Here is a 19,725-nt window from a genome sequence, read left to right as displayed (position 1 = left end):
AGTAATAAATAGGTGATGCTGAATGATCATTATACACAAATGTGTTTTTTTCCTTCACTGTTGCAAAGGTACGAATAATATTCATTAATTAAAAATATTAACGAAATAATATTCGGATTAACCAATGGTTTTATCGGAAAACCAATGATTAATATTTGGTTCTGTTAGGAATTGTTTGGCAAATTTGACCGTTCAGAAATTAAATCCAATTGCCTGCGCCCCTGTTGGTTTTGGTATATGATTTGCTTTTATCGGGTAGGATTTACCAAATTAATTCTAGCCCCATTTTCAATTAAATTAAGGGATTGCGTGATTTTGAGCAAAATCTGTTTATTTTAGGAGTAAATTAAAAAAATCATATATGGCATCAGGAATATTCGCGGTTTTGGATGATATCGCCGCTCTTATGGACGACGTAGCAGTTGCAAGTAAAATCGCAACTCGGAAAACCGCAGGTATTTTAGGAGATGATTTGGCCGTGAATGCCGAAAAAGCAACCGGATTTTTAGCATCTAGGGAACTTCCGGTCCTCTGGGCAATTACGAAAGGCTCCTTTGTCAATAAGCTGATTATCGTGCCTGTCGCCTTATTGCTCAATGCTTTCCTTCCCGTAGTGATTAAATATATTTTATTGATTGGTGGTGCTTATTTAGCTTTCGAAGGAGCGGAAAAAGTTATACATTATCTTTTTCACCGGAAGAAAGAAGGGCAGGAGGTCATTCAGGAACAAGCTTTGGAAGGAGAAGCAGCAGAGTCTGCAAAGGTTAAATCCGCAGTCACTACTGATTTTATCTTATCCGTGGAGATCGTAATCATAGCATTAGGAACTGTACTTGAAGAAAGCCTTGCCATTCAGATCCTAACGGTTTCTGTGGTTGCTATCCTTGCTACGGTGGGTGTATATGGTATAGTCGCCCTGATCGTGAGAATGGATGATGCCGGACATAGCCTGATCAAGAAATCGAACGATAAGGGAATAGCAGCTAAATTAGGACACCTCTTGGTAAAACTTTTACCGATTGTGATCAAGGCCTTAGGAGTAATCGGAACAATAGCTCTATTATTGGTTGCAGGGGGTATTTTTGTGCATAATATCGATTATTTCCACCATTTCCTTCCACAGGTTCCTTCAATCGTGAAAGAATTTGGAATGGGTCTTGTAGTAGGTTTTATTGTATTGGGAATTGTTCTCCTGGTCAAGAAGATCTTTGGGATAGGAAAGGATAAGCATTAATTTATTTGTGGGGCGGGTTAATTTTTAGCAATTTGCGCCACAATAGGTCCTGGCCTAAACCGAATAAAATTTCTACAAGAAATAGTATAGATTATTTATGAAAAAGATATTAAACATTATTTGTTTCGTTGCTGTTTTAGGGGCATTTACTGCCTGCTCCAAAGAGGATGAAGAAGTAAAGACTCCAAAAGACACTGCAGAACTGATTGGAAAATGGGTTAAGGTTGATGGAATCCGTAATTCAGATACTATTATCACCGAAGGTCCTCATTTGGACACCTTAAAAATGCTTGAATTCACAGCGGATAATAAGTTGACGGTGAGTCGTGGACAGTTCTGCGTTTTCACGGTTGCAAAAGATAAGAGCCAATCTGGCGATTTTGAATATTATTCAGTAAACAATAGTATTTACCCTGGTCTCAATGACAGGATTAAATATAACCAAGGCTGTACGAATGGAATGCCTGTATCTCTTCAAGGCAATGTTTTACGCATTGGATTTCCTACGGATGAGGCTTCTTACGAAGAATATATGAAAGTTATACCTGCAGAAACCCCAGAGGTTCCTGAAACCCCTGAGGTTCCTACAGAACCAACTCCTGTTGGATAAAAAAAGACATTTGAGGAAAGCCCAAAATTAATTTTGGGCTTTTTTCATTCTAGTTCCAATAAAATAAAAACCCCCGACCAGGTGGTCAGGGATTTTTTTATATGGCCATCCGCCATGTTATTGTTAAACATTTCTTTATGCTTAGAGATGTAGTTTCATCCCTTCGTGACTTGCTCTAAAACCCAGTTTCTCATAAAATTTCAAGGCATCTGGTCTTACTTTATCTACGGTGAGTTGAAGGACATGGGCACTTTTTTCTTTTGCTCTTCGGATCGCATATCGGATCATCTTTTCGCCATAACCTTTAGACCGCTCTGCTTTATCAATCCTAACCCCTTCGATCTGGGCCCTGATTCCTCCACGATAGGTCAGGTATTGGATAAATGTCAATTGCAAACAGCCAATAATTTTGCCATCCTCAGTTTCCATTACCAAAAGCTCTTGGTTTTTGTCCTCATTGATCTTATTGAAGGCCGTAATGTACTCCGCAGGAAGTGGATGCCGATAAGCCTCGCGCATGTTCCCTAACATATCGTCCGAAAGTAATTCTATGATTCTTTCTAAGTCCATAATATGGGCTTTTCTAAACTTCATGGTAGATTTTCCTATGTTTGCATAGTAAATGTACGAAAAATCTGGAATAAAAATAAAAGGATAAAAAGAAAGAATATTTTTTTTGACATATCTTAATAAGGATCTCGGAACGGAGCAATGTTCATCATGAAAAGGTTAAGGACTTTATTGGCGTTCAGTTCGTTAACCAAATTTTAACGATGACAGAGTCTAAGGGAGGAAACGTACAGATTCTTTACTACTTGTTCAGAATTGGAAACCTTCATTTCATCACAAACAAATTGTCTGATTTTCAATTTTTAGCACTTTATTACATTAATCTTCCATCTTATTACATTTTCACCTGCTACTATTGTAATTTTTTCTAAAATTATGTAACTTGTTGATAGATAGTTTGTTGGTGGATATTTATTTATCCATTACTCCCCATTTATCAACAATTTAATTAACATTTTTCGAAAAACACTTAGTATAGGAGGTATATCATGGAAAGTCTAAAATTTGAAATTGGAAAGGTTTCTCTGCATCAATTAAACAGTGTCAAGGACGCATTAAATGAAATAACAAATATCAACGATTGGCAGATTGCCCCTTATGTGGATGGATATTTGCTTTCTGTAAAGGGCATCAATATTGTAAGTTATTCCATATTAAAATCCATTACTGCACTGGGGATAAATGCAGAACAACTTTATGAAGAATAGGTTCTTCAGTACGAGCTTGAGTCAAGGGATTCCCTTGACTTTTTTCGTTTAATTGGATTGGGCTGTAGGTGTTAGATTGTTTGCTAGTGTTTGTTAGTTAAATGCTCTACCTAGTTAATAGTATACACATTTAGTTTTTTCCTTAAGATCCTTCGGATGGTATGTATCCTCGTTTTTATTGTTCCTTCTTTAATATCCATTGTCTCCGCGATTTCATAGTATTTAAATCCTTCTAGGTACATATTTATTATCTCATAATTTTCCGCTGATAAAGACTTGATTGACTTTTCGATATCGCCTAAAACAAACCTTGATTCAGCATTGTTTTTCGAACTTCGATTTTCCCCAGTATAGGTGAGTTCTTTTTCTGCGGTTCTGTATAAATTAAGGCGTCTATATTTATTCAAATAGATATTTTTCATGATCACATATAACCAAGCAACTATTTTAGGGTGATTGATAAATTTTTCTATTGATTTCAGGGAGCGGATGAAAGTTTCTTGAACCAGCTCCTCCTTTTCGTTTTGATCTGTAGTGAAGTTATTAGCCAACCGATTTAAAATTGGTGAATTCTGCACAATCACATCATTAATTAGATTTTTCATGATTGAATGTTATATGTTATGTAACATTATAACGTATTGTTTATGAGCATGTTTTGCGCTGTTGGGTACATTATGACAAAACAGGTATTAAAATTTATTTCAGGTATTAATCTCTTGCTTGATCTGAAATTTTAAAACTTGAATTTATAGGATTGTACGGTTTCGAACTGTTAATTTCCACTCAACACGAAAGTTGAAGGGATTAGGATTCTTTTGTTACACTTAAATTTGTAGCGAAATTGCGACAAATACCTGAAATCAGTTAAAAAGTACTGAATTGTCTTTAATTCAAGCATGCCCCAAGCTGATAGCGATTAATTTTAGTTAATTTTAATAGCTTAATTAAAAAGTTAACTAAGTATTGCCGATGAAATATAAAGTTGATTTAGAAAGATAGAGTTCTTAATAAATTAATGTAAATAAGTAAACTAATTAAAGTACAAAAAGAAAAGGTTAATTAGTCATGCTCACTACAAGAAAAGATTCATTTCACAATTCTGTTAACAATAAAAGATATACACTCCTCCAAGAAGATTGTAAAAGTGATTTTTTGTGCTTTGATGTCTTCTTTAAGGAAGGGCCCTTTGCAATTCTTGTTTTAGACAAGAACTTTCATGTTATACGTGTTAATGGGCGATTTGATTACATATTTGGGTTAAAAGGAAAGGAGTTAATATCTAGAGATATTTTTGAGTTTTTGAACTCAGAAGATGCATATAGATTAAAGGGGATTTTTGAAAATAGAGATGAGTCCAGAAAACCATTGTTGGTCAATCTGAGATTCAAGAAAAACAGAAGTTCCTTCCTAAAAATTGAAACCTTTATTAAAAAATATATCAATCAGTTCCAGGACCCGCATTATTGCATGCTCCTTTTTGATAAGAAATTTTATCCCCACCATCATTGGGTGGAACTGAAAAAAGAAGTGTTTCAGGCCATTGTTGATACCCAAGAACAAGAAAGATATAGGATAGGAACCCAGTTACATGATAGTGTAGCCCAAACCCTATATGCCATAAAATTAAACCTTCAGCACCTTGAAAAGGATAATGTCGGTAGTAAAAATGAAATGCAGAACATTAAACTGATGTTGAACGATGCTATTGCGCAAATACGGAATATCTCAATCGACTTGGTTCCTGCTGTCCTCCATGATTTTGGACTCAAGGCTGCAATCCAGTTTATGGTTAACCGAATTGATATGTCGGATTTCAAAATTACCACTGTCATTACCAAGAAAGTTGAGGAGGTAGAGCAAGAAGTTAAGTTAGTGATCTATAGAATCGTCCAAGAACTATTGAATAATTGCCTGAAACATTCCAATGCAAATAAAGTCGCTGTAAAAGTAGGAATGAATGAAAATAAAATTCAAATAATGGTTAAGGACAATGGTGTTGGCTTTTCTGAGGAGTTAGCAAATAGCATGAAAAAAGGAATTGGATTGAGGAGTATTAAAAATAGAATTGATTTATATCAAGGTGAAATAGAAATTTTGGAATTAAAAAAAGGAACCGCAGTGGACATAACTTTAAACGTATTTTAAAAAATGGGCGAAATTAAGATACTTTTAGCTGAAGATCATTTAGTGGTTAGAAATGGTATTAAGCTGCTTTTGAATTCCCAAACAAATTTTAATGTAGTGGCCGATGTCAGTAACGGCATGGACGCCCTGCAAACATTAAGTTCAGATTTAGAGGTCGATATTGTCATAACTGACCTCGGTATGAACAATCTTGACGGTTTACAGCTTATCCAAGAAGTTACCGCAAAATACCCCCATATTAAGGTCATAGTACTGACTATGCTGGACTGTGAACAGCATATGTTCAAGGCTTTTGAATATGGTGCAAAGGGCTATTTGGTTAAAAATGTGGGTTCGGACGAACTTATTTTCTGTATCAATCACGTGGCTCAGGGCGGGAAGTACCTATGCGAAGAGCTAGCTATTGGATTTATCAATTCTGGTATTGAAAAAAACAGGAGCAAAGACCTCGAGTTTGATCCGGTAGCACTTGATCTGACATCCAGGGAATTGGAAGTTTTGGAACTCTTAGGTGAAGGCCTCACAAACCTAGAAATCTCTAAAAAATTGTTCTTATCTAAACGTACCGTTGAAGGACATAGGCAAAACCTAATTGATAAAACAAAATCTAAGAATACACCCGCACTGATTAAATATGCCGTTCTGAACGGCTTGATTCAATAATTTCTAAACTTTATCAAGGTTCGATTTGTTCTTCCATTGAATATGTCGAACCTTGATCAATATAATAAAAAACGTGATTTCTCCCAGACAGCCGAACCTCAGGCTATAAAGGAAAAAATCAAATCTGCTGGCCAGCATTTTGTCGTTCAGAGGCACCATGCCAGTAGGCTACATTATGACTTCAGACTAGAAATCGATGGCGCACTGAAGAGTTGGGCCGTGCCAAAAGGACCATCCCTAAACCCTAAGGACAAACGATTGGCTGTGCAGGTCGAAGATCATCCATTAAGCTATGGCTCTTTTGAAGGCCATATTCCCAAGGGAAATTATGGCGCAGGTACAGTTAGTATCTTTGATGAAGGAACTTATGTCCCCTTGGAAGCAGCGTCGGATAAGGATTTCCTAAAGCAATGGAAAAATGGAAACATCAAGTTTACCTTGAAAGGGAAAATCCTGAAAGGTGATTTTGCTCTCGTCAGAATGAATGGAGCAGATTCCGACAATTGGCTTTTGATCAAACATAAAGATGAATTCTCTTCGGATAAACCCTTTGACGCGGAAAAGTTGGTCAGTGATTCCGTTAAGGCTGAAGGGAAAGACTTTAAGAAAAAATCAACCAAAGCTAATTCTGGAACTGTAAAAAAAAAGTCCCAAAGCATCGAGGATAAACAGCTGAAACCCATGCTCGCAAAATTAAGCCAATCCATTCCTGATTCCCACGACTGGCTATTTGAGAAGAAATTTGACGGTTTTCGCTCGCTTTATTATGCTTTGGACAGCACAAAGAAATTAATCTCAAGAAATGGAAATCTCCTGAACAAGAAATTCCCCAGTATTCTCAACGATCTCGAAAACCTAAGCAGACCTTGCGTCCTTGATGGTGAGATCGTGATTGAAAATAAACAGGGAATATCCCAATTTCAATACCTTCAGTCTGGAGAACCTATACAAAATAACCTTCAACTCTATTATTATGTCTTTGATATCCTGTATCTGGATGATGTAGACCTGAAATCTTATGCTTTAACAGAAAGGAAAGAAATACTAAGGCTCCTGATTTCCAAATATAAATTCCAACTTATTAAATTGGTTGAGGAAATAATCCCCGAACATCAAGACCTCTTAGCCTATGTTAGGGAGCAAAAATGGGAAGGGATTATTGCTAAGCTTAAGGATAGCACCTATGATATGGGCCAGAGGAGTGGGAAATGGCTAAAGATAAAAATCCGAAATACCCAGGAAGCCATTATCTGCGGATTCACTAAACCTGAAGGTTCTCGGTCTTATTTTGGTGCATTAGTTTTAGGGATCAAGTCTGGAGGTCAATTCAAATATATCGGCAATTGTGGTACTGGGTTTAATGAGGAACTGTTAAAATCGCTTTCTACTTTATTTAAGCCCTTACAGACCCAGACCAAACCCTTTTCAAAGGCTGAAAAAATAGCCAAAGAGAAAGATGTCACTTGGTTAAGGCCTCAATTGGTTTGCGATGTTTATTTTTCGGAACGGACCTTGGACGAACATCTGCGTCATCCGGTTTTCAAAGGTATCCGAGATGATAAGTCCGCCGAAGAAACTACCAAGGAAGAACCTGCAAACGAAGTGTCAAGAAAGGAAAATAAGATCATGGACAAAGAACTTAAATTTGGAAAAAAAACGGTCAAATTGACCAATCTAGATAAACTCTATTGGCCGACAGAAAAAATCAGCAAAGGAGATCTTTTAGATTATTATGAAAAGATGGGTGATTATATATTACCCTACTTGAAGGATAAACCTATTTCCATGAATAGGTTCCCTAATGGAATCGATAAAGAGAGCTTCTTCCAAAAAGATGTTGACCCTAATAAAATCCCAGCTTGGCTCAAGACGACCGAAGTGTTTTCTGAAAGTACATCTAAGACCATTGACTATCTTTTATGTAATGATCTGCCAAGCCTACTCTATATCGTGAACCTCGGATCTATCGAAATAAATCCATGGCTTTCTACCTACAAAAAGCCTGAAAAACCGCAATATGCTGTTTTGGATTTAGATCCAAATGGCGCAGATTGGGAAGATACCATCGATGTAGCCCTAAGCTGCAAGGAAATTTTGGACAGAGGAAATATTCCTGGTTTTATAAAGACCTCTGGGTCCAGTGGATTACATATCTTTATGAATGTTGCAGGTAAGTATGACTACCAAGTCGTCAGGGATTTTATCCAATTTATTGCTGAATTGGTTCATCAAATGCATCCTGAAACGACCAGCTTGGTTCGGGATCCTAAAAAAAGAAAAGGCTTAATCTATCTCGATTATCTCCAAAATAAAGAAGGCCAGACTATAGTAGCACCGTATTCAGTTCGTCCCAAGCCTAATGCTACAGTCAGTACACCCATTCTTTGGGAAGAAGTGAATTATGACCTTTCTATTCAAGACTTCCATATTTTCAATGTCTATGGTCGAGCCAGCAGCATTGAGGATCCCTGGAAAGACCTCAATAGCAGTAAAGTCGATATAAAAAAGGCCCTGTCTAAATTTTAAGCCAAACTGGCCTTTAATTTTTCCAATAGGTCGGTAGCTTTGGTATTTTCCACATTGATCTTTCGGATGGTGGCGCGTTTGCCTTTGCTCTTCTGATTGATGATTTTCATTAATTCCTTGGAATATTCATTTTTGAAAGCGGAGATATCAAATTCCTTACTATTCATTTTGATGAGCTGAAGAGCCATATCCATCTCCTGTTTAGAGATTTTACTGGAAGGTGTTTTTAACTCTTCCGTATCCCTAATTTCTTCCTCAAACCGGAGTTTGTTGAGTAAGAGAATGTTCTTGTATGGTTTAATGATCGCTAGGTTTTCTACACTTCGCATAACAAAGGTCCCTAAACCTGCCATTTTACTTTTTTCCAAGGCCTGTAATAATAATTGATAAGCTTTTTCCCCTGATTTTTGAGGCTCCAAATAGTATGGAGTGTCAAAATATATACTGTCGATTTCTTGCAGTTTGACGAAGGTTTGCAAATTGATCATTTTGTTCTTTTCGGGCATAGCTTCCTCAAAGTCGGCATCTTCCAAAACCACATATTTATCCTTCAATAAATACCCCTTTACGATATTGTCCCAACTTACTTCCTTACCCGTATCTTCATTCACCCTCTTGTATTTGATATTTGCGTGATCTTTGCGGTCTAACATATCTAAATCAAGACTGCTGCTTTGCGTGGCTGAAAAAATCTTGATAGGGATATTTACTAATCCAAACCCAATGGCTCCTGTCCAAATAGCTTTCATACGATGTTTTTATTTTAATAAACAATCTTTAGGAAATATAGTTCAGTGCTTCTCACTGAACGATTTTAAGCTTCGATTGTTCTCGATGAATAAAAAGGATTATTTATTGTTTTATGATGAAGATAAATGAAGAAAAATTAAACAGGATTGGAGAATACCTCCAATCAAAAAAATTAAAACTATCCTTGGCAGAAAGTATGCCTGCTGGCTTTTTTACTAGTATATGGAGTTTGCAGACCGAAGCTGGGGAATATCTTGAGGGTTCAGTTGTCTGTTTCAGTGAAAAAGTAAAAACCCATGTTTTAAAAGTCCCTAAAAATCTTCTTGAAACTTATTCGGCAGAATCCATGGAAGTAACTGAAGCCATGCTAAAGAGCATAATGGCTACCATACCTGCCGATATACACATAGCCATTACGGGCAAAGCCTATGATGTCAAGCAGACCCAAAAAAATCAGTGTGAGACTGGTGACGTCTTTCTTTCTATTTCCAATAAGGGTAAAATAATATCTAAAAAATATCATTTTTCAGAAAGCAATGCAGCCGATGTATTTATTTGTGCATTCAATGCCTGTTTAGATTTATTGGAATTAGAGTTTGAACTAACAGCTAAATAGTAACCCTTCCACCGGTTGCTGGGATTGTAGCTCCTGAAATATAGGATGCCGCATCTGAAGCAAGGAATACATATATGGGAGCAATCTCTGCGGGTTGTCCAGGTCTGCCCATAGGCGTATTGCTTCCAAATTTTTCATGGTCGGGAATCGTACTGGGAATCAATGGTGTCCAAATAGGACCTGGAGCAACGGCATTTACCCGAATGCCTGTGTTTTCCTCAAGGAATTTCTGCGCCAAGCTAGAGGTGAAGTTTTGTATGGCGGCCTTACTGGCTGCATAAGGCAACAAGGTTGGGTTAGGATCATAAGCATTCACCGAGGTCGTATTGATAATACTTCCGCCAGCAGGGATATACTTTTTTGCATATTTTACCAAATAAAACATCGCACTTAAATTTACTTCAAATGTTTTGTTCCATTCTTCCGCAGTGATATCTTCAATATCCTTATAGGTCATCTGATAGGCCGCATTGTTTATAAGGACATCTATTTTTTTAAATTCCGTGATACATTGCTCAACGAGTTTTTTACAATTGAGTTCTTCACTTAGATCAGCCTTAAATAGAATGACCTTCGAACCAGCTTGTTTAACCCATTCGGCAGTATCATAGGCATCTTCGTTCTCTATTTCATCCTTATAGGCAATGACTATATCAGCGCCTTCTCTGGCCATGGCGATGGCGATTGCCTTGCCAATACCCGAATCACCGCCAGTAATGATCACAACTTTCCCATCCATTAATCCATGCCCAACATAGCTGTTCTCGCCATGATCGGGTAAAGGATCCATTAATTTCGTTTCCCCAGGAGGGGATTGTGGCTGTTTCTTAAATGGAGGTGCTGGATATTTTGTCTCTGGATTATTCGTTTCTTGTCCTTTCTTCTTCATAGCTTCTTCTGATTTTTTGTTGTTATGTTCCGTGAATAGAACAATTCTACCCGATAATCGTTCTGCTAAAAAACAATTCATCATGATGCAAGAAAACAGCTTATACAAGATTTTATTTGATGGAGCAAGTTCCGAATTGTTGGTCGAGATTGTTTTGAGGACTTTGATCATGTTCCTGCTGATTTTGATTATCCTTCGTATTTCTGGAAGAAGAGGGGTGAGGCAATTGACATTATTTGAAGTGGCTATTATCTTAGGCTTAGGTTCTGCAGCCGGTGACCCTATGTTTCAGGATGACCTCCCGATATTACACGCTATCCTGGTTTTTCTAACCGTTATTTTGCTTTACAAAGGGATTACCTGGTTGACAGCAAAGTTCAGTTTTGTGAACAAAATCATGGAAGGTGATCCCTTTGTCGTGGTAAGGGATGGCGAATTTGCCGTCAATGAAGAAAATATAAGCAGCTTCTCAAAAATGGAATTCTTCGCAGAGCTGAGGAATGAATCCATCGAACATCTAGGTCAAGTCCGAACAGCAGTTTTAGAAACAGATGGCAGCATGAGTATTATCCGCTTCAGTAATGAAAATATTAAGTTTGGTCTTCCACTTTTTCCAGACGATTATATTGAGATTGAACCGCTCCAGCCCGAAGAAGGTCCATTTGCCTGTATGTACTGTGGCAAGGTGATGGCAGTAGTAGGTCAAAATTTAACTTGCCCGGTATGCCAAAAAAAACGCTGGACAAAAGCTATCAATACTTTGACCCCTTAATCAATTATCGGGAAAATAGAGTTTGACCGCTGTTCCTTGATTGATCTCACTGCTTACTTCTATTTTTCCCTGAAGCTTTTCCATCATCCGCTTTACGATGAACAAACCTATTCCGTTACCGTGGAAATTACCTGCATTCGAAGCTCTATGCATATTGGAAAATATTTCGCCCATATCAGCTGTTGGTATTCCAATCCCATTATCCCTGATATAATAATAAATCCCATTTTCATCCCTTTCGCTATCAATACTCAACATAGGTTGATCTTTTTGAGAGGAATACTTGATGGCATTATTAATAAGGTTAGAAAAGACCTGATTTAAGGAGTTTGGCTCAGCATTAATGGGATGTAATTCTCCCAAATCTATTTTCAGTTCTGTTACCTGGTGAATAAATTTGGCCTCATTGATCCAATGGTTAACCTTCTCCGAAATATGAACTACCTTTTTGCCAATTTTATATGTTCTTGCCTCGCTCAAAAGAGAGGTTTTGTCGATGATCTGTGTCAAGCTGCAAAGGGCATCTTCAATCACATATAACCAGTCCTTGAAATCATTGTTTTGATCCAAATGCTTTTTACGGATATTTTCTATAGCAATCCTTGCAATGGAAATTGGGTTTTTGGCATCATGCACTAAGGTATTGGTAATCAATTCCAATTCATTATTATAATTTAAATGCTGAACATGGGATTCAATGGTTTTGAGTGCAACATTTTTCTCTGTTACATCGATAGAAGTATGTAATATAGCATAGGTCTTATTGTTCTCATCCGTTAAGGCCTTATATTCAAAATCAAAAAAACGTTTGATTGGAATTCCGTCCTTCAGGATTTCAGCCTCTTTATCTGTTGCGGTATAACTCTTTCCGCTATGCCATACATTTTCCAATATTGCTGAAAATCCACTTTCTTTGAAGGAAGGAAAAACTTCACTGAATAGTTTACCGCTAATATCCCGCTTGGCGCACCACATTTCTAACATAGCCTCATTGACAAAAGCAATACGTAAATCAGGACTATCGTATATAGCAGTCGCTAACGGAGAATAATTAAGGATTTCGTTTAAAAATTTGTAATCTTCAGGTAGCATAGAATTATTACGAATACGATTGCAAAACAATAAATTTATTGAATTTTAGGTTACTCACAAGGCAACAAGGAAGAAGGGATTCTATCTCAAATTCCGGTTAACCGTAAAATGCTGGATAGATTTTAAACCTATTTTTAAAATATTTCCTCAAGGAAAAACCCTCAAGCGGAGAGCAGGAGGGTTTTAGGAAAATGAAGGTTTTATAAATAAACGATTACTGTAATAATATCAAATCAAACTGTAGATTATGAAATCTGTTAAAAATCAGCGCTTTATAAACGGATGAAATTTCTGAAATTAATTTTTATTTCGCCGTTTTGAACGGATGCCATATACGGCATATCCCAATACTAAAACACAGATAAGGATCAAAAAAATAGTTAGTAAACTTGAATCCATTGTTTTTTCCTTTCAATTAAAATACAACTTAAATTATTTCTGAACGTCAAAAGCCCTAAAAAACCGTATTTTACTCTGTAAAAACCGTATTTATTTTCTATTTATTTGTAGAAAATAAATACAGGCAAAAGAATTGAGGTTTCTTCTGCCTGTCAATATGGAAATGGGTGTTTGAGTACTTATTAAAAATCTCTTAACTCTTTGATGTGTTGATGAGCTTCCAATTGAGTAGCAAGTTGTTGCTGCAGAATCCCTGTCAAGTCTTGATAGTCATCTAAACTATCGCTTAAAATTTCCTTATAGGTTTCTTTGAATTCATCCTCACCTTTCTCGCAACTCTCCAAGATTGCCTGAGAAATGGAAGGTGAAATGGCAGATTTGATATCCATCCAAATCCTGAAAATTTTACCGGTAAAATTACTGTCCTCTGTCGGCTCTTGCCCAAACTGCTCTAAGCAAGGGCTTAACTCAATGATAAATTGACGTGATTGCTCAATGTATTGCTGAAACAAAACCTGTAACTCCCGTAGATTCGCATCGCCTGCAATTTCTATTGCTTTCTTATACCCTTTAATACGGTCATTGTTTATTTCAACTGCTCGATTCACTAAGTCTATTTTCTTTTCGTTATTTTCCATGGCTATATATTTTAAATATTGAACCATTTAACGTACTTCATAGTTTTAACTTTTTCATATTCAGGTATTTGTCCCTTAATTGATGTGTAAATACTGCCTATGTTTTTGATGTAATAATTTTTAATAATCTATCTTGGATTCTTTTAGCCCTTGACCCTGTGGGCATGCTTTTATTTTTTCTTATCCAGTTACTTAAACTTCCATCTTCATACAGACAGATTATTTCTGGCAGGATGTAATGCTTTAACGCTATGCCTTTACTGTTCCCCAATTCTTTGGCTACCACTTTGACGGTTTCTTGAACCTGATTATGGCGCTGTTTTGGGTCTTCGGAATATTCGCTGTTTAAAAATATTTCTAGGCATAGATAACAGGCATTCCAAGTCCTAAATGTTTTGCAGGTAATGTGCTGGTGATAAACATGGTATAGATATGCATTTAAATGTCCAGAATCCAATTGCTGGATTTTACGGTTACTATCTTCAAATTGAAATAATTGCTGTCCAGGTATAGCTTTTACCTTTTTCAATAAACTGGCTAAGTTTTTAGCGGTTATTTTTTTTTCTTGAGGAACACCCTTCTTACCTATATATTTAAAACAGATCTTATTTTTATCGATGGATAGATGTCGATTTTTCAATGTAGTCAATCCAAAGGATCCGTTCTCTTTCTCATAAAATTGATTGCCAGCTCGCATGGAGGTTAGATCCATGATCTGTAGAGCCAAAGCTGTTACTTTTTGAAGGTCAATTTCTTTGCGCTTTAAATCTTTCCTGATCTGTTTTTTTAATTTACCGAGACCTCGAGCGAAGGGTAGGAGCATGGCAAATTTATCTTCCTTTCGCAGAGCTTTCCATTTGGGATGATAGATATATTGTTTTCTGCCTTTTATATCGTAGCCTGTGGCCTGTAAATGACCAGTTTTATAGGGACAGATCCAAACTTTCTTCCAATTCGGAGGTATGACCAAGGATTTGATCCTAGTAAGGGTTTTATCGTCTGAAATAGGTTTTTTATTTTGGTCAACAAAGGAAAACCCTTTACCCTTTTTAATTCTTGAAAAACCGGTAATATTACTGTCAACATACTTAAGGCCTTTAATCTTATCGATTGAACTGTGGGTAAAGGATTTTTCCATTTTTTAATTAATGATTCCGGAGGACATTAATCATTTCTCCCTTTTTTCATTAGATTGTTTTCCAGAATTATCTGTTGTTTCTGCTTGTGAATTACCATTTGACTTAGTACTTTCTTTTGACGGATCAGCTTTAATGTTGGTACTTCTGGAATCCAATGAGTTTTTGTTATGGGGATGTTTATCTACTGCTGTATTTCCTTGTTTTTTCATGTTTTCCTCCATGTTCGATGTTAATTAAATAACACCTGAAAATACAATATGTTTATGTTTTAAATACTTGTTTTCCAAGGAAAATACCTACTTAAAATGAATGTAATTTATTGTGTCTAAATAAGATAGCCAAAAAGATAGATTGCTTTCCGCTCCTTGATTTTTGTTGACCCCATATTCTTCCAATCCATCGAAACATGCCATGTTTTGATAATCAAATAATGCTTCTCCAGTCATATTGATACCTAAAAACCATGAAAATGCCTGAAGGACCCTTTCTGGACAATTAATGCCTGTCTCATGATGGTTCAGTTCATCATAAAGCATGATCGTACTGGAGACTTCTATAGGCTGTTGACCATAATCGCTAAGAGAACCATCCTTTTTCAGCCAACCCGTGTTGCCGATACTTGCAAAATATCCTTTTTGAAAGATGACTTGGTCCAAGTAGCAGCTGCTGTGCAAGGCAACTTTTTCAAGCTCCTTGTTCCTGAAAAAGCGCGATGCCCTTAATAAACTCAACGGAAGAATGGCATTGTCGTAGGAAATCACTTCCTCAAACCAATTCCAATTCTCATCCTGAGCAGCATGATACTCATTCATTAAAAATTGACATGAACTTTGGAGCTGTTTTTGGATTTTCTCATCTTCAGGAAATTTTTCAAGGTAATGTATAAGCCCTAAGATCTGGTATGCAATGGCCCTGACTGATTCGCAGTTTTCCATATGCGGAAAGGCACGATCAAATATTTCCTTGGCAATAGCATGGAAGTTGGCTATTTCCTCTCTAGAAAGTAGATAGCCTAAGGCCCATATGGTTCTCCCAAAACTATCCTCAGAACCTATCCGCTCCAAAAAAGCATGGTCAAAGGACATAAAGTTCCTAAAGGTACCATCGGATTTTTGGGCATAATGGATAAATGATAAATAAATACTGATATACTTATTTCTGTACTTGGGTTCTAAATGATTAAATGCTTTACAAAATAATAACAGGGCCCTGCAATTATCATCCAAACAATAGCCGTGATGATAATCTGGGATATTGAATTTTGCATGCTGAATGATTCCAGTAGGTTTTGTCAAAATTTCAATGTAGGAAAAATCCACCCTTGGTACTCTCTCGAAGAAACCCTTCAAAGTTTTCGTCATACTTGTTCTTTCCACATGATTTTTCTCCATCATGAAGTAGCGTTATGAAGAAATTAAGTTCTTAGATTTTCCAGGATCTAGGAACTTCATTGTTTTATCTTGGTTTATTATGCTCTGAATTTTTGCTTTCGGATTAAGAATGGAAGATATTAAGCTCAAATGTAGTTTCCCCACATTTATCCAAGACATGGATTTACCAAAACTTTCAGCTCGCTTTTGATAACTTTCCATCAACGATGGCTTTTCAATCAATTCATTGATGCAATTTGCCAATCCTGAAGCATCATTGAAATCAAATAGCACCCCTCTACCTTCAGCCAAAAGATCCTTGGCATACCAATATGGCGTTGAAATTACGGCCGCTCCAGCACCAAGTGCAAAGGATAGGGTCCCACTGCTCATTTGGCTTTCATTTGGATATGGCGTTACATAGATATCACAGGCTTTAAGATATTGTTGTAATGTCTCATCATTTACAAAGTGATTCACAAAAAACACCTTGCCTGAAAGATTAAGATTGCCAGCCTGTTGCATCAAACTATTCTTATAAGTATCTCCTTCCTCTTTTAAAACATTTGGGTGGGTAGCACCGAGAATGATATAAACAAAATTGTCCGAACGGATTTTTGAGGTAGCTTCAATGGCGATTTCATACCCCTTGCTTCTTCCCAGTAGTCCGAATGATAGCATGACCTTTTTATCTTCCAGACCTAAAATTGATTTTGCTTCTGCCTTGCTTAACTTAAAGTTCGGGACACCATGTGGAATCAATGTAAGTCGATTGGGGTTGACATGGTAAACTGTTTCCATCATTTCAATTCCCCGCTGAGTCATGACCGTAATCTTATCACTAAGGATGCTTAATTTTTGGATGACCCTGAACTCTTGAGGATTGGGATTTTGAAGGATAGTATGCAGATTGCTGATTATTTGAAAGTTGACCCGTAGCATGAAATCCAAAATGAATTCTCCCGCCTCACCTCCGAAAATTCCGAATTCATGCTGCAATATGCAACAATCGTAGCGTTGTTTGTTTGCCCAATCTGCTGATTCTAAATAATCTATTTTTTCATTTCTTCTAATGGTCCTTTTAACCTCAGGAGGAAATGAATGTTCAGAACCGTCGGTGATAGCGATGACATCAACTTCATTGGAATTATCCATGATGGAGTTAAATAAATCATGCGTAAAAGTTGCTATTCCACATTTCCTAGGCGGGTAAGTGCCAATAATCAAAATTTTCATAGATATCCTTTTGCAAATTGTTTATAATTAATTCTTTACTATGTGTTGAACATTCCATAACAGGAAATTGTTCAGGTCCATCCTTCAGAAAAATTAAATATGACAAAGATTAAACAAGACCAGTTTTTAATCGTTATAAATAAGTTGTTGACTTTTAATCAAAACTATAATGGGAATAACAATAAACCGAAAGAATATACTTTTTAAACCAAAGTTGGATAGGGTATTGGCTCGCCGATTCAACCTTTCACCCGAAAGGTCAAAAAGGATTATTGAAAGGGTAATGAAATTAAGCGATGAAAAGAAGAATGCATTGATCACCCAGATTTTAAGAAATTATGCACGTAGGCATCGCAGTGTTTTGAATGTATTGGAGCGAAACTATAAACTCAAGGCCCAGGAACTCAAAGACCTCCAGATTGATGCCAAGAAATTAACGGAAGTTGAGAAATTGCTGATCGGTTCGTATTTTACCATGGAATATTCTATTGAAGCTGCTGCCTACTTCAATCCGTCCATCGTGATTTCACCGGACCAATCCCAAACGCATGAAGGAGAGAAAAGGGTAATATTGAGCTTTAGGGCAGTTGGTGAAGGGCATTTATCTTCCATCGTTTTCCGTTCGGGAATCATCGACAAAAATCTGAACATCGAACTTGATGAAGTAGGTATTTTATTGGATAAACCTAAGCATGTCAAGAATTACCGATATAAGAAAGATGATTTTATAGAGAAACTGATGCAAATGCATACCGTTCAGGATGATATTAAAGTAATCATTGAAAAGAAATTGACGGAGACTTTTACCTATGATGAACTGATGCGATTTGTCAAGGAAATTGAAGAAGATAATGAGATGACCCATGATAATCAGATTCTGATGCATCAGATCATGTGGTTGGCCTCATCACATTATGAGATTTCGTATTCCTTGGATACATCGATTTCTGAACGAGTGATTTTTCCGATAAGTGATACCGAAAAAAATGGGATTGAAGATGCGAGATTTGTAGCTTTCAAAAGCGAAAAAGGCAATACAACCTATTATGCAACTTATACCGCATATGATGGCCATACCATCCTCCCCAAACTGCTTTCGACCAAAGATTTCATCAACTTCAAGGTTCAACCTATCAACGGGAAAATTGCTAATAAAGGGGCTGCACTTTTTCCTCGAAAGATCAATGGGAAATATGTCATGCTCTGCCGGATAGATGGAGAAAACAGTTATGTATCCTTCTCCGATTCCATTACCAATTGGCATGGTGAAATCCATTTGGTCGCTGAACCTGAGTTTCCTTGGGAGTTTATCCAAGTTGGGAATTGTGGATCTCCTCTCGAAACGGAGAAAGGTTGGCTGGTCATTACCCACTCTGTAGGTCCCATGCGAGAATATGTGATCGGCGCCATGCTTCTCGACCTACATGATCCCAGCAAAGTCCTGGGAAAATTAACAGAACCACTGTTGTTTGCCAATGAAGAAGAAAGAAATGGATATGTGCCGAATGTGCTCTATTCCTGCGGACAGATCATCCATAACAATCAATTGATTTTGCCATATGCATATTCTGACCATGAGTCTACTTATGCAACGATATGCTTAGATGAATTGCTCAACACCTTGTTGGAGGAAGGAAATCCCTAGGTTTACTTTTGTAGGATACCTTCGATCAGGGATTTCCATTGCGGATAGGAGGCACCTAACTTGGCTCCTAGGGCAACGAATAAATTCCTTAATCGGTCCAATAGCGAGTCGAGATCCAAGTTCATCATTTCATTTCGACCAAAATAGGATGCTTCCACGGTCTTTCCATCCCTTTTGACCTGAAAACTAGAAGTTGCCATGTTTTTGAAGAAATGCTTGGTTTCGTGGTCATCTTCCTGATGTGGCATAGCGCTCGGCCTTAAGGTTAGTGTAATGAGATCATGGGAGCTGTCTGATGATTCATTGATCTGTTCTATCTGTACGTAATCATACCCAGAGGCAGTCCATAATCCAGGTCCTGGGATGTCAATTTTCACAAAATCCCCTTCTTGTGGCTTTTCCTCCGAATGCTTTCCAAAGGCATCCAAATGCTCAAAGGTCGAAACTGGAACCTTCGCCACTTGATCCCAATTGTTGATCTCCAATAGCCTGTTCTTCGCTTCTAAGTAAAAATTCTTTGCCTGGATTTCATTCTCAAATTCTATGGAATCGGAGATATCCATGTCTTTGCCTTTATGCTGGGCCGGAATAAAATGTTTCATCGCATTGATCTTTCTTTATTAACAAGTTACATGAATAATAGTTGGCTCTTTAAGCTACCTTAATTTTGGGCGATCAGTGAAGAATCGGTACAGTTCACCTACAAAAGGCATTGTCATGC

General features: G+C 37.1%; 20 protein-coding genes. 9 read left to right on the top strand and 11 right to left on the bottom strand.

Annotation, left to right across the window (positions count from 1 at the left end; all coding sequences use genetic code 11):
* Positions 1–361: 361 nt before the first annotated feature.
* Positions 362–1,234, top strand: coding sequence for a DUF808 domain-containing protein (locus ACWIB3_RS12400; protein ID WP_454291741.1), 873 nt, complete (start codon positions 362–364; stop codon positions 1,232–1,234).
* Positions 1,235–1,331: 97 nt separating this feature from the next.
* Complete coding sequence (locus tag ACWIB3_RS12395) at positions 1,332–1,844, top strand: hypothetical protein (protein WP_313258490.1); 513 nt, start codon at positions 1,332–1,334, stop codon at positions 1,842–1,844.
* A gap of 141 nt (positions 1,845–1,985) precedes the next feature.
* On the opposite strand, the gene ACWIB3_RS12390 is transcribed toward ACWIB3_RS12395, so the two are convergent.
* A complete protein-coding gene (locus ACWIB3_RS12390; RefSeq protein WP_214649456.1) occupies positions 1,986–2,414 on the bottom strand; it encodes a GNAT family N-acetyltransferase in 429 nt (142 codons plus the stop codon).
* Positions 2,415–2,902: 488 nt separating this feature from the next.
* Here ACWIB3_RS12390 and ACWIB3_RS12385 point away from each other — a divergent pair, with 488 nt between their 5' ends.
* The gene (locus tag ACWIB3_RS12385) at positions 2,903–3,121 is read left to right on the top strand and encodes a hypothetical protein (protein WP_185211676.1); all 219 of its coding nucleotides are present in this window, start codon (positions 2,903–2,905) and stop codon (positions 3,119–3,121) included.
* A 110-nt stretch (positions 3,122–3,231) separates the two neighbouring features.
* On the opposite strand, the gene ACWIB3_RS12380 is transcribed toward ACWIB3_RS12385, so the two are convergent.
* Positions 3,232–3,726: an RNA polymerase sigma factor gene (locus ACWIB3_RS12380; protein ID WP_454291740.1), complete on the bottom strand. Its 495-nt coding sequence runs from the start codon at positions 3,724–3,726 to the stop codon at positions 3,232–3,234.
* Between the two features lie 463 nt (positions 3,727–4,189).
* Between ACWIB3_RS12380 and ACWIB3_RS12375 the strand changes: the two genes are divergently transcribed.
* The 3 genes from ACWIB3_RS12375 to ligD are packed head-to-tail and all read left to right on the top strand — an operon-like array spanning position 4,190 to position 8,458.
* The gene (locus ACWIB3_RS12375) at positions 4,190–5,269 is read left to right on the top strand and encodes a sensor histidine kinase (protein ID WP_454291739.1); all 1,080 of its coding nucleotides are present in this window, start codon (positions 4,190–4,192) and stop codon (positions 5,267–5,269) included.
* A 3-nt stretch (positions 5,270–5,272) separates the two neighbouring features.
* On the top strand, positions 5,273–5,932 hold the full coding sequence (locus tag ACWIB3_RS12370; RefSeq protein ID WP_454291738.1) for a response regulator: 660 nt from the start codon (positions 5,273–5,275) through the stop codon (positions 5,930–5,932).
* A gap of 42 nt (positions 5,933–5,974) precedes the next feature.
* On the top strand, positions 5,975–8,458 hold the full coding sequence (gene ligD, locus ACWIB3_RS12365) for a DNA ligase D (RefSeq protein WP_454291737.1): 2,484 nt from the start codon (positions 5,975–5,977) through the stop codon (positions 8,456–8,458).
* Here the strand turns inward: ligD and ku are convergent.
* On the bottom strand, positions 8,455–9,207 hold the full coding sequence (ku, locus tag ACWIB3_RS12360) for a non-homologous end joining protein Ku (RefSeq protein WP_185211681.1): 753 nt from the start codon (positions 9,205–9,207) through the stop codon (positions 8,455–8,457). The genes ligD and ku overlap by 4 nt on opposite strands.
* A 113-nt stretch (positions 9,208–9,320) precedes the next feature.
* On the opposite strand from ku, the gene ACWIB3_RS12355 reads away from it, so the two are divergent.
* Positions 9,321–9,824 carry a CinA family protein gene (locus ACWIB3_RS12355; RefSeq protein WP_254529142.1) on the top strand — a complete coding sequence of 168 codons (504 nt, stop codon included), beginning with the start codon at positions 9,321–9,323 and terminating at the stop codon, positions 9,822–9,824.
* On the opposite strand, the gene ACWIB3_RS12350 is transcribed toward ACWIB3_RS12355, so the two are convergent.
* Positions 9,817–10,713, bottom strand: coding sequence for an SDR family oxidoreductase (locus ACWIB3_RS12350; RefSeq protein WP_454291736.1), 897 nt, complete (start codon positions 10,711–10,713; stop codon positions 9,817–9,819). The genes ACWIB3_RS12355 and ACWIB3_RS12350 overlap by 8 nt on opposite strands.
* An 82-nt stretch (positions 10,714–10,795) precedes the next feature.
* Between ACWIB3_RS12350 and ACWIB3_RS12345 the strand changes: the two genes are divergently transcribed.
* Positions 10,796–11,485, top strand: a complete 690-nt coding sequence (locus ACWIB3_RS12345) for a DUF421 domain-containing protein (RefSeq protein ID WP_237235549.1) — start codon at positions 10,796–10,798, stop codon at positions 11,483–11,485.
* Here ACWIB3_RS12345 and ACWIB3_RS12340 read toward each other — a convergent pair whose 3' ends face one another.
* The 6 genes from ACWIB3_RS12340 to ACWIB3_RS12315 form a co-directional block, all read right to left on the bottom strand.
* Complete coding sequence (locus ACWIB3_RS12340; protein ID WP_313258470.1) at positions 11,486–12,577, bottom strand: sensor histidine kinase; 1,092 nt, start codon at positions 12,575–12,577, stop codon at positions 11,486–11,488.
* Between the two features lie 581 nt (positions 12,578–13,158).
* Positions 13,159–13,614, bottom strand: a complete 456-nt coding sequence (locus ACWIB3_RS12335; RefSeq protein ID WP_254529146.1) for a ferritin-like domain-containing protein — start codon at positions 13,612–13,614, stop codon at positions 13,159–13,161.
* Between the two features lie 97 nt (positions 13,615–13,711).
* Positions 13,712–14,752, bottom strand: coding sequence for a DNA topoisomerase IB (locus tag ACWIB3_RS12330; protein ID WP_454291735.1), 1,041 nt, complete (start codon positions 14,750–14,752; stop codon positions 13,712–13,714).
* Positions 14,753–14,782: 30 nt separating this feature from the next.
* Positions 14,783–14,962, bottom strand: coding sequence for a hypothetical protein (locus ACWIB3_RS12325; RefSeq protein ID WP_185211687.1), 180 nt, complete (start codon positions 14,960–14,962; stop codon positions 14,783–14,785).
* Between the two features lie 87 nt (positions 14,963–15,049).
* A complete protein-coding gene (locus ACWIB3_RS12320; protein ID WP_454291734.1) occupies positions 15,050–16,147 on the bottom strand; it encodes a hypothetical protein in 1,098 nt (365 codons plus the stop codon).
* 9 nt (positions 16,148–16,156) lie between these two features.
* Positions 16,157–17,359: a glycosyltransferase family 4 protein gene (locus tag ACWIB3_RS12315; RefSeq protein WP_454291733.1), complete on the bottom strand. Its 1,203-nt coding sequence runs from the start codon at positions 17,357–17,359 to the stop codon at positions 16,157–16,159.
* 169 nt (positions 17,360–17,528) lie between these two features.
* Here ACWIB3_RS12315 and ACWIB3_RS12310 point away from each other — a divergent pair, with 169 nt between their 5' ends.
* Positions 17,529–19,004, top strand: coding sequence for a glycoside hydrolase family 130 protein (locus ACWIB3_RS12310; RefSeq protein WP_454291732.1), 1,476 nt, complete (start codon positions 17,529–17,531; stop codon positions 19,002–19,004).
* A 2-nt stretch (positions 19,005–19,006) separates the two neighbouring features.
* Here the strand turns inward: ACWIB3_RS12310 and ACWIB3_RS12305 are convergent, their stop codons facing one another.
* Positions 19,007–19,606: a hypothetical protein gene (locus tag ACWIB3_RS12305; protein WP_313258460.1), complete on the bottom strand. Its 600-nt coding sequence runs from the start codon at positions 19,604–19,606 to the stop codon at positions 19,007–19,009.
* Positions 19,607–19,725 lie beyond the last annotated feature (119 nt).

Source organism: Sphingobacterium sp. NPDC055431 (genome assembly GCF_053644255.1).
Note: the sequence above shows the minus strand (reverse complement) of the source record. Positions and strands in the feature narration are given on the sequence as shown.

Bases quoted from the DNA above. Each gene is read 5' to 3' on its own strand.
- ACWIB3_RS12400 (WP_454291741.1), top strand. From the start codon at position 362: ATGGCATCAGGAATATTCGCGGTTTTGGATGATATCGCCGCTCTTATG.
- ACWIB3_RS12395 (WP_313258490.1), top strand. From the start codon at position 1,332: ATGAAAAAGATATTAAACATTATTTGTTTCGTTGCTGTTTTAGGGGCA.
- ACWIB3_RS12390 (WP_214649456.1), bottom strand. From the start codon at position 2,414: ATGGACTTAGAAAGAATCATAGAATTACTTTCGGACGATATGTTAGGG.
- ACWIB3_RS12385 (WP_185211676.1), top strand. From the start codon at position 2,903: ATGGAAAGTCTAAAATTTGAAATTGGAAAGGTTTCTCTGCATCAATTA.
- ACWIB3_RS12380 (WP_454291740.1), bottom strand. From the start codon at position 3,726: ATGAAAAATCTAATTAATGATGTGATTGTGCAGAATTCACCAATTTTA.
- ACWIB3_RS12375 (WP_454291739.1), top strand. From the start codon at position 4,190: ATGCTCACTACAAGAAAAGATTCATTTCACAATTCTGTTAACAATAAA.
- ACWIB3_RS12370 (WP_454291738.1), top strand. From the start codon at position 5,273: ATGGGCGAAATTAAGATACTTTTAGCTGAAGATCATTTAGTGGTTAGA.
- ligD (WP_454291737.1), top strand. From the start codon at position 5,975: ATGTCGAACCTTGATCAATATAATAAAAAACGTGATTTCTCCCAGACA.
- ku (WP_185211681.1), bottom strand. From the start codon at position 9,207: ATGAAAGCTATTTGGACAGGAGCCATTGGGTTTGGATTAGTAAATATC.
- ACWIB3_RS12355 (WP_254529142.1), top strand. From the start codon at position 9,321: ATGATGAAGATAAATGAAGAAAAATTAAACAGGATTGGAGAATACCTC.
- ACWIB3_RS12350 (WP_454291736.1), bottom strand. From the start codon at position 10,713: ATGAAGAAGAAAGGACAAGAAACGAATAATCCAGAGACAAAATATCCA.
- ACWIB3_RS12345 (WP_237235549.1), top strand. From the start codon at position 10,796: ATGATGCAAGAAAACAGCTTATACAAGATTTTATTTGATGGAGCAAGT.
- ACWIB3_RS12340 (WP_313258470.1), bottom strand. From the start codon at position 12,577: ATGCTACCTGAAGATTACAAATTTTTAAACGAAATCCTTAATTATTCT.
- ACWIB3_RS12335 (WP_254529146.1), bottom strand. From the start codon at position 13,614: ATGGAAAATAACGAAAAGAAAATAGACTTAGTGAATCGAGCAGTTGAA.
- ACWIB3_RS12330 (WP_454291735.1), bottom strand. From the start codon at position 14,752: ATGGAAAAATCCTTTACCCACAGTTCAATCGATAAGATTAAAGGCCTT.
- ACWIB3_RS12325 (WP_185211687.1), bottom strand. From the start codon at position 14,962: ATGAAAAAACAAGGAAATACAGCAGTAGATAAACATCCCCATAACAAA.
- ACWIB3_RS12320 (WP_454291734.1), bottom strand. From the start codon at position 16,147: ATGATGGAGAAAAATCATGTGGAAAGAACAAGTATGACGAAAACTTTG.
- ACWIB3_RS12315 (WP_454291733.1), bottom strand. From the start codon at position 17,359: ATGAAAATTTTGATTATTGGCACTTACCCGCCTAGGAAATGTGGAATA.
- ACWIB3_RS12310 (WP_454291732.1), top strand. From the start codon at position 17,529: ATGGGAATAACAATAAACCGAAAGAATATACTTTTTAAACCAAAGTTG.
- ACWIB3_RS12305 (WP_313258460.1), bottom strand. From the start codon at position 19,606: ATGAAACATTTTATTCCGGCCCAGCATAAAGGCAAAGACATGGATATC.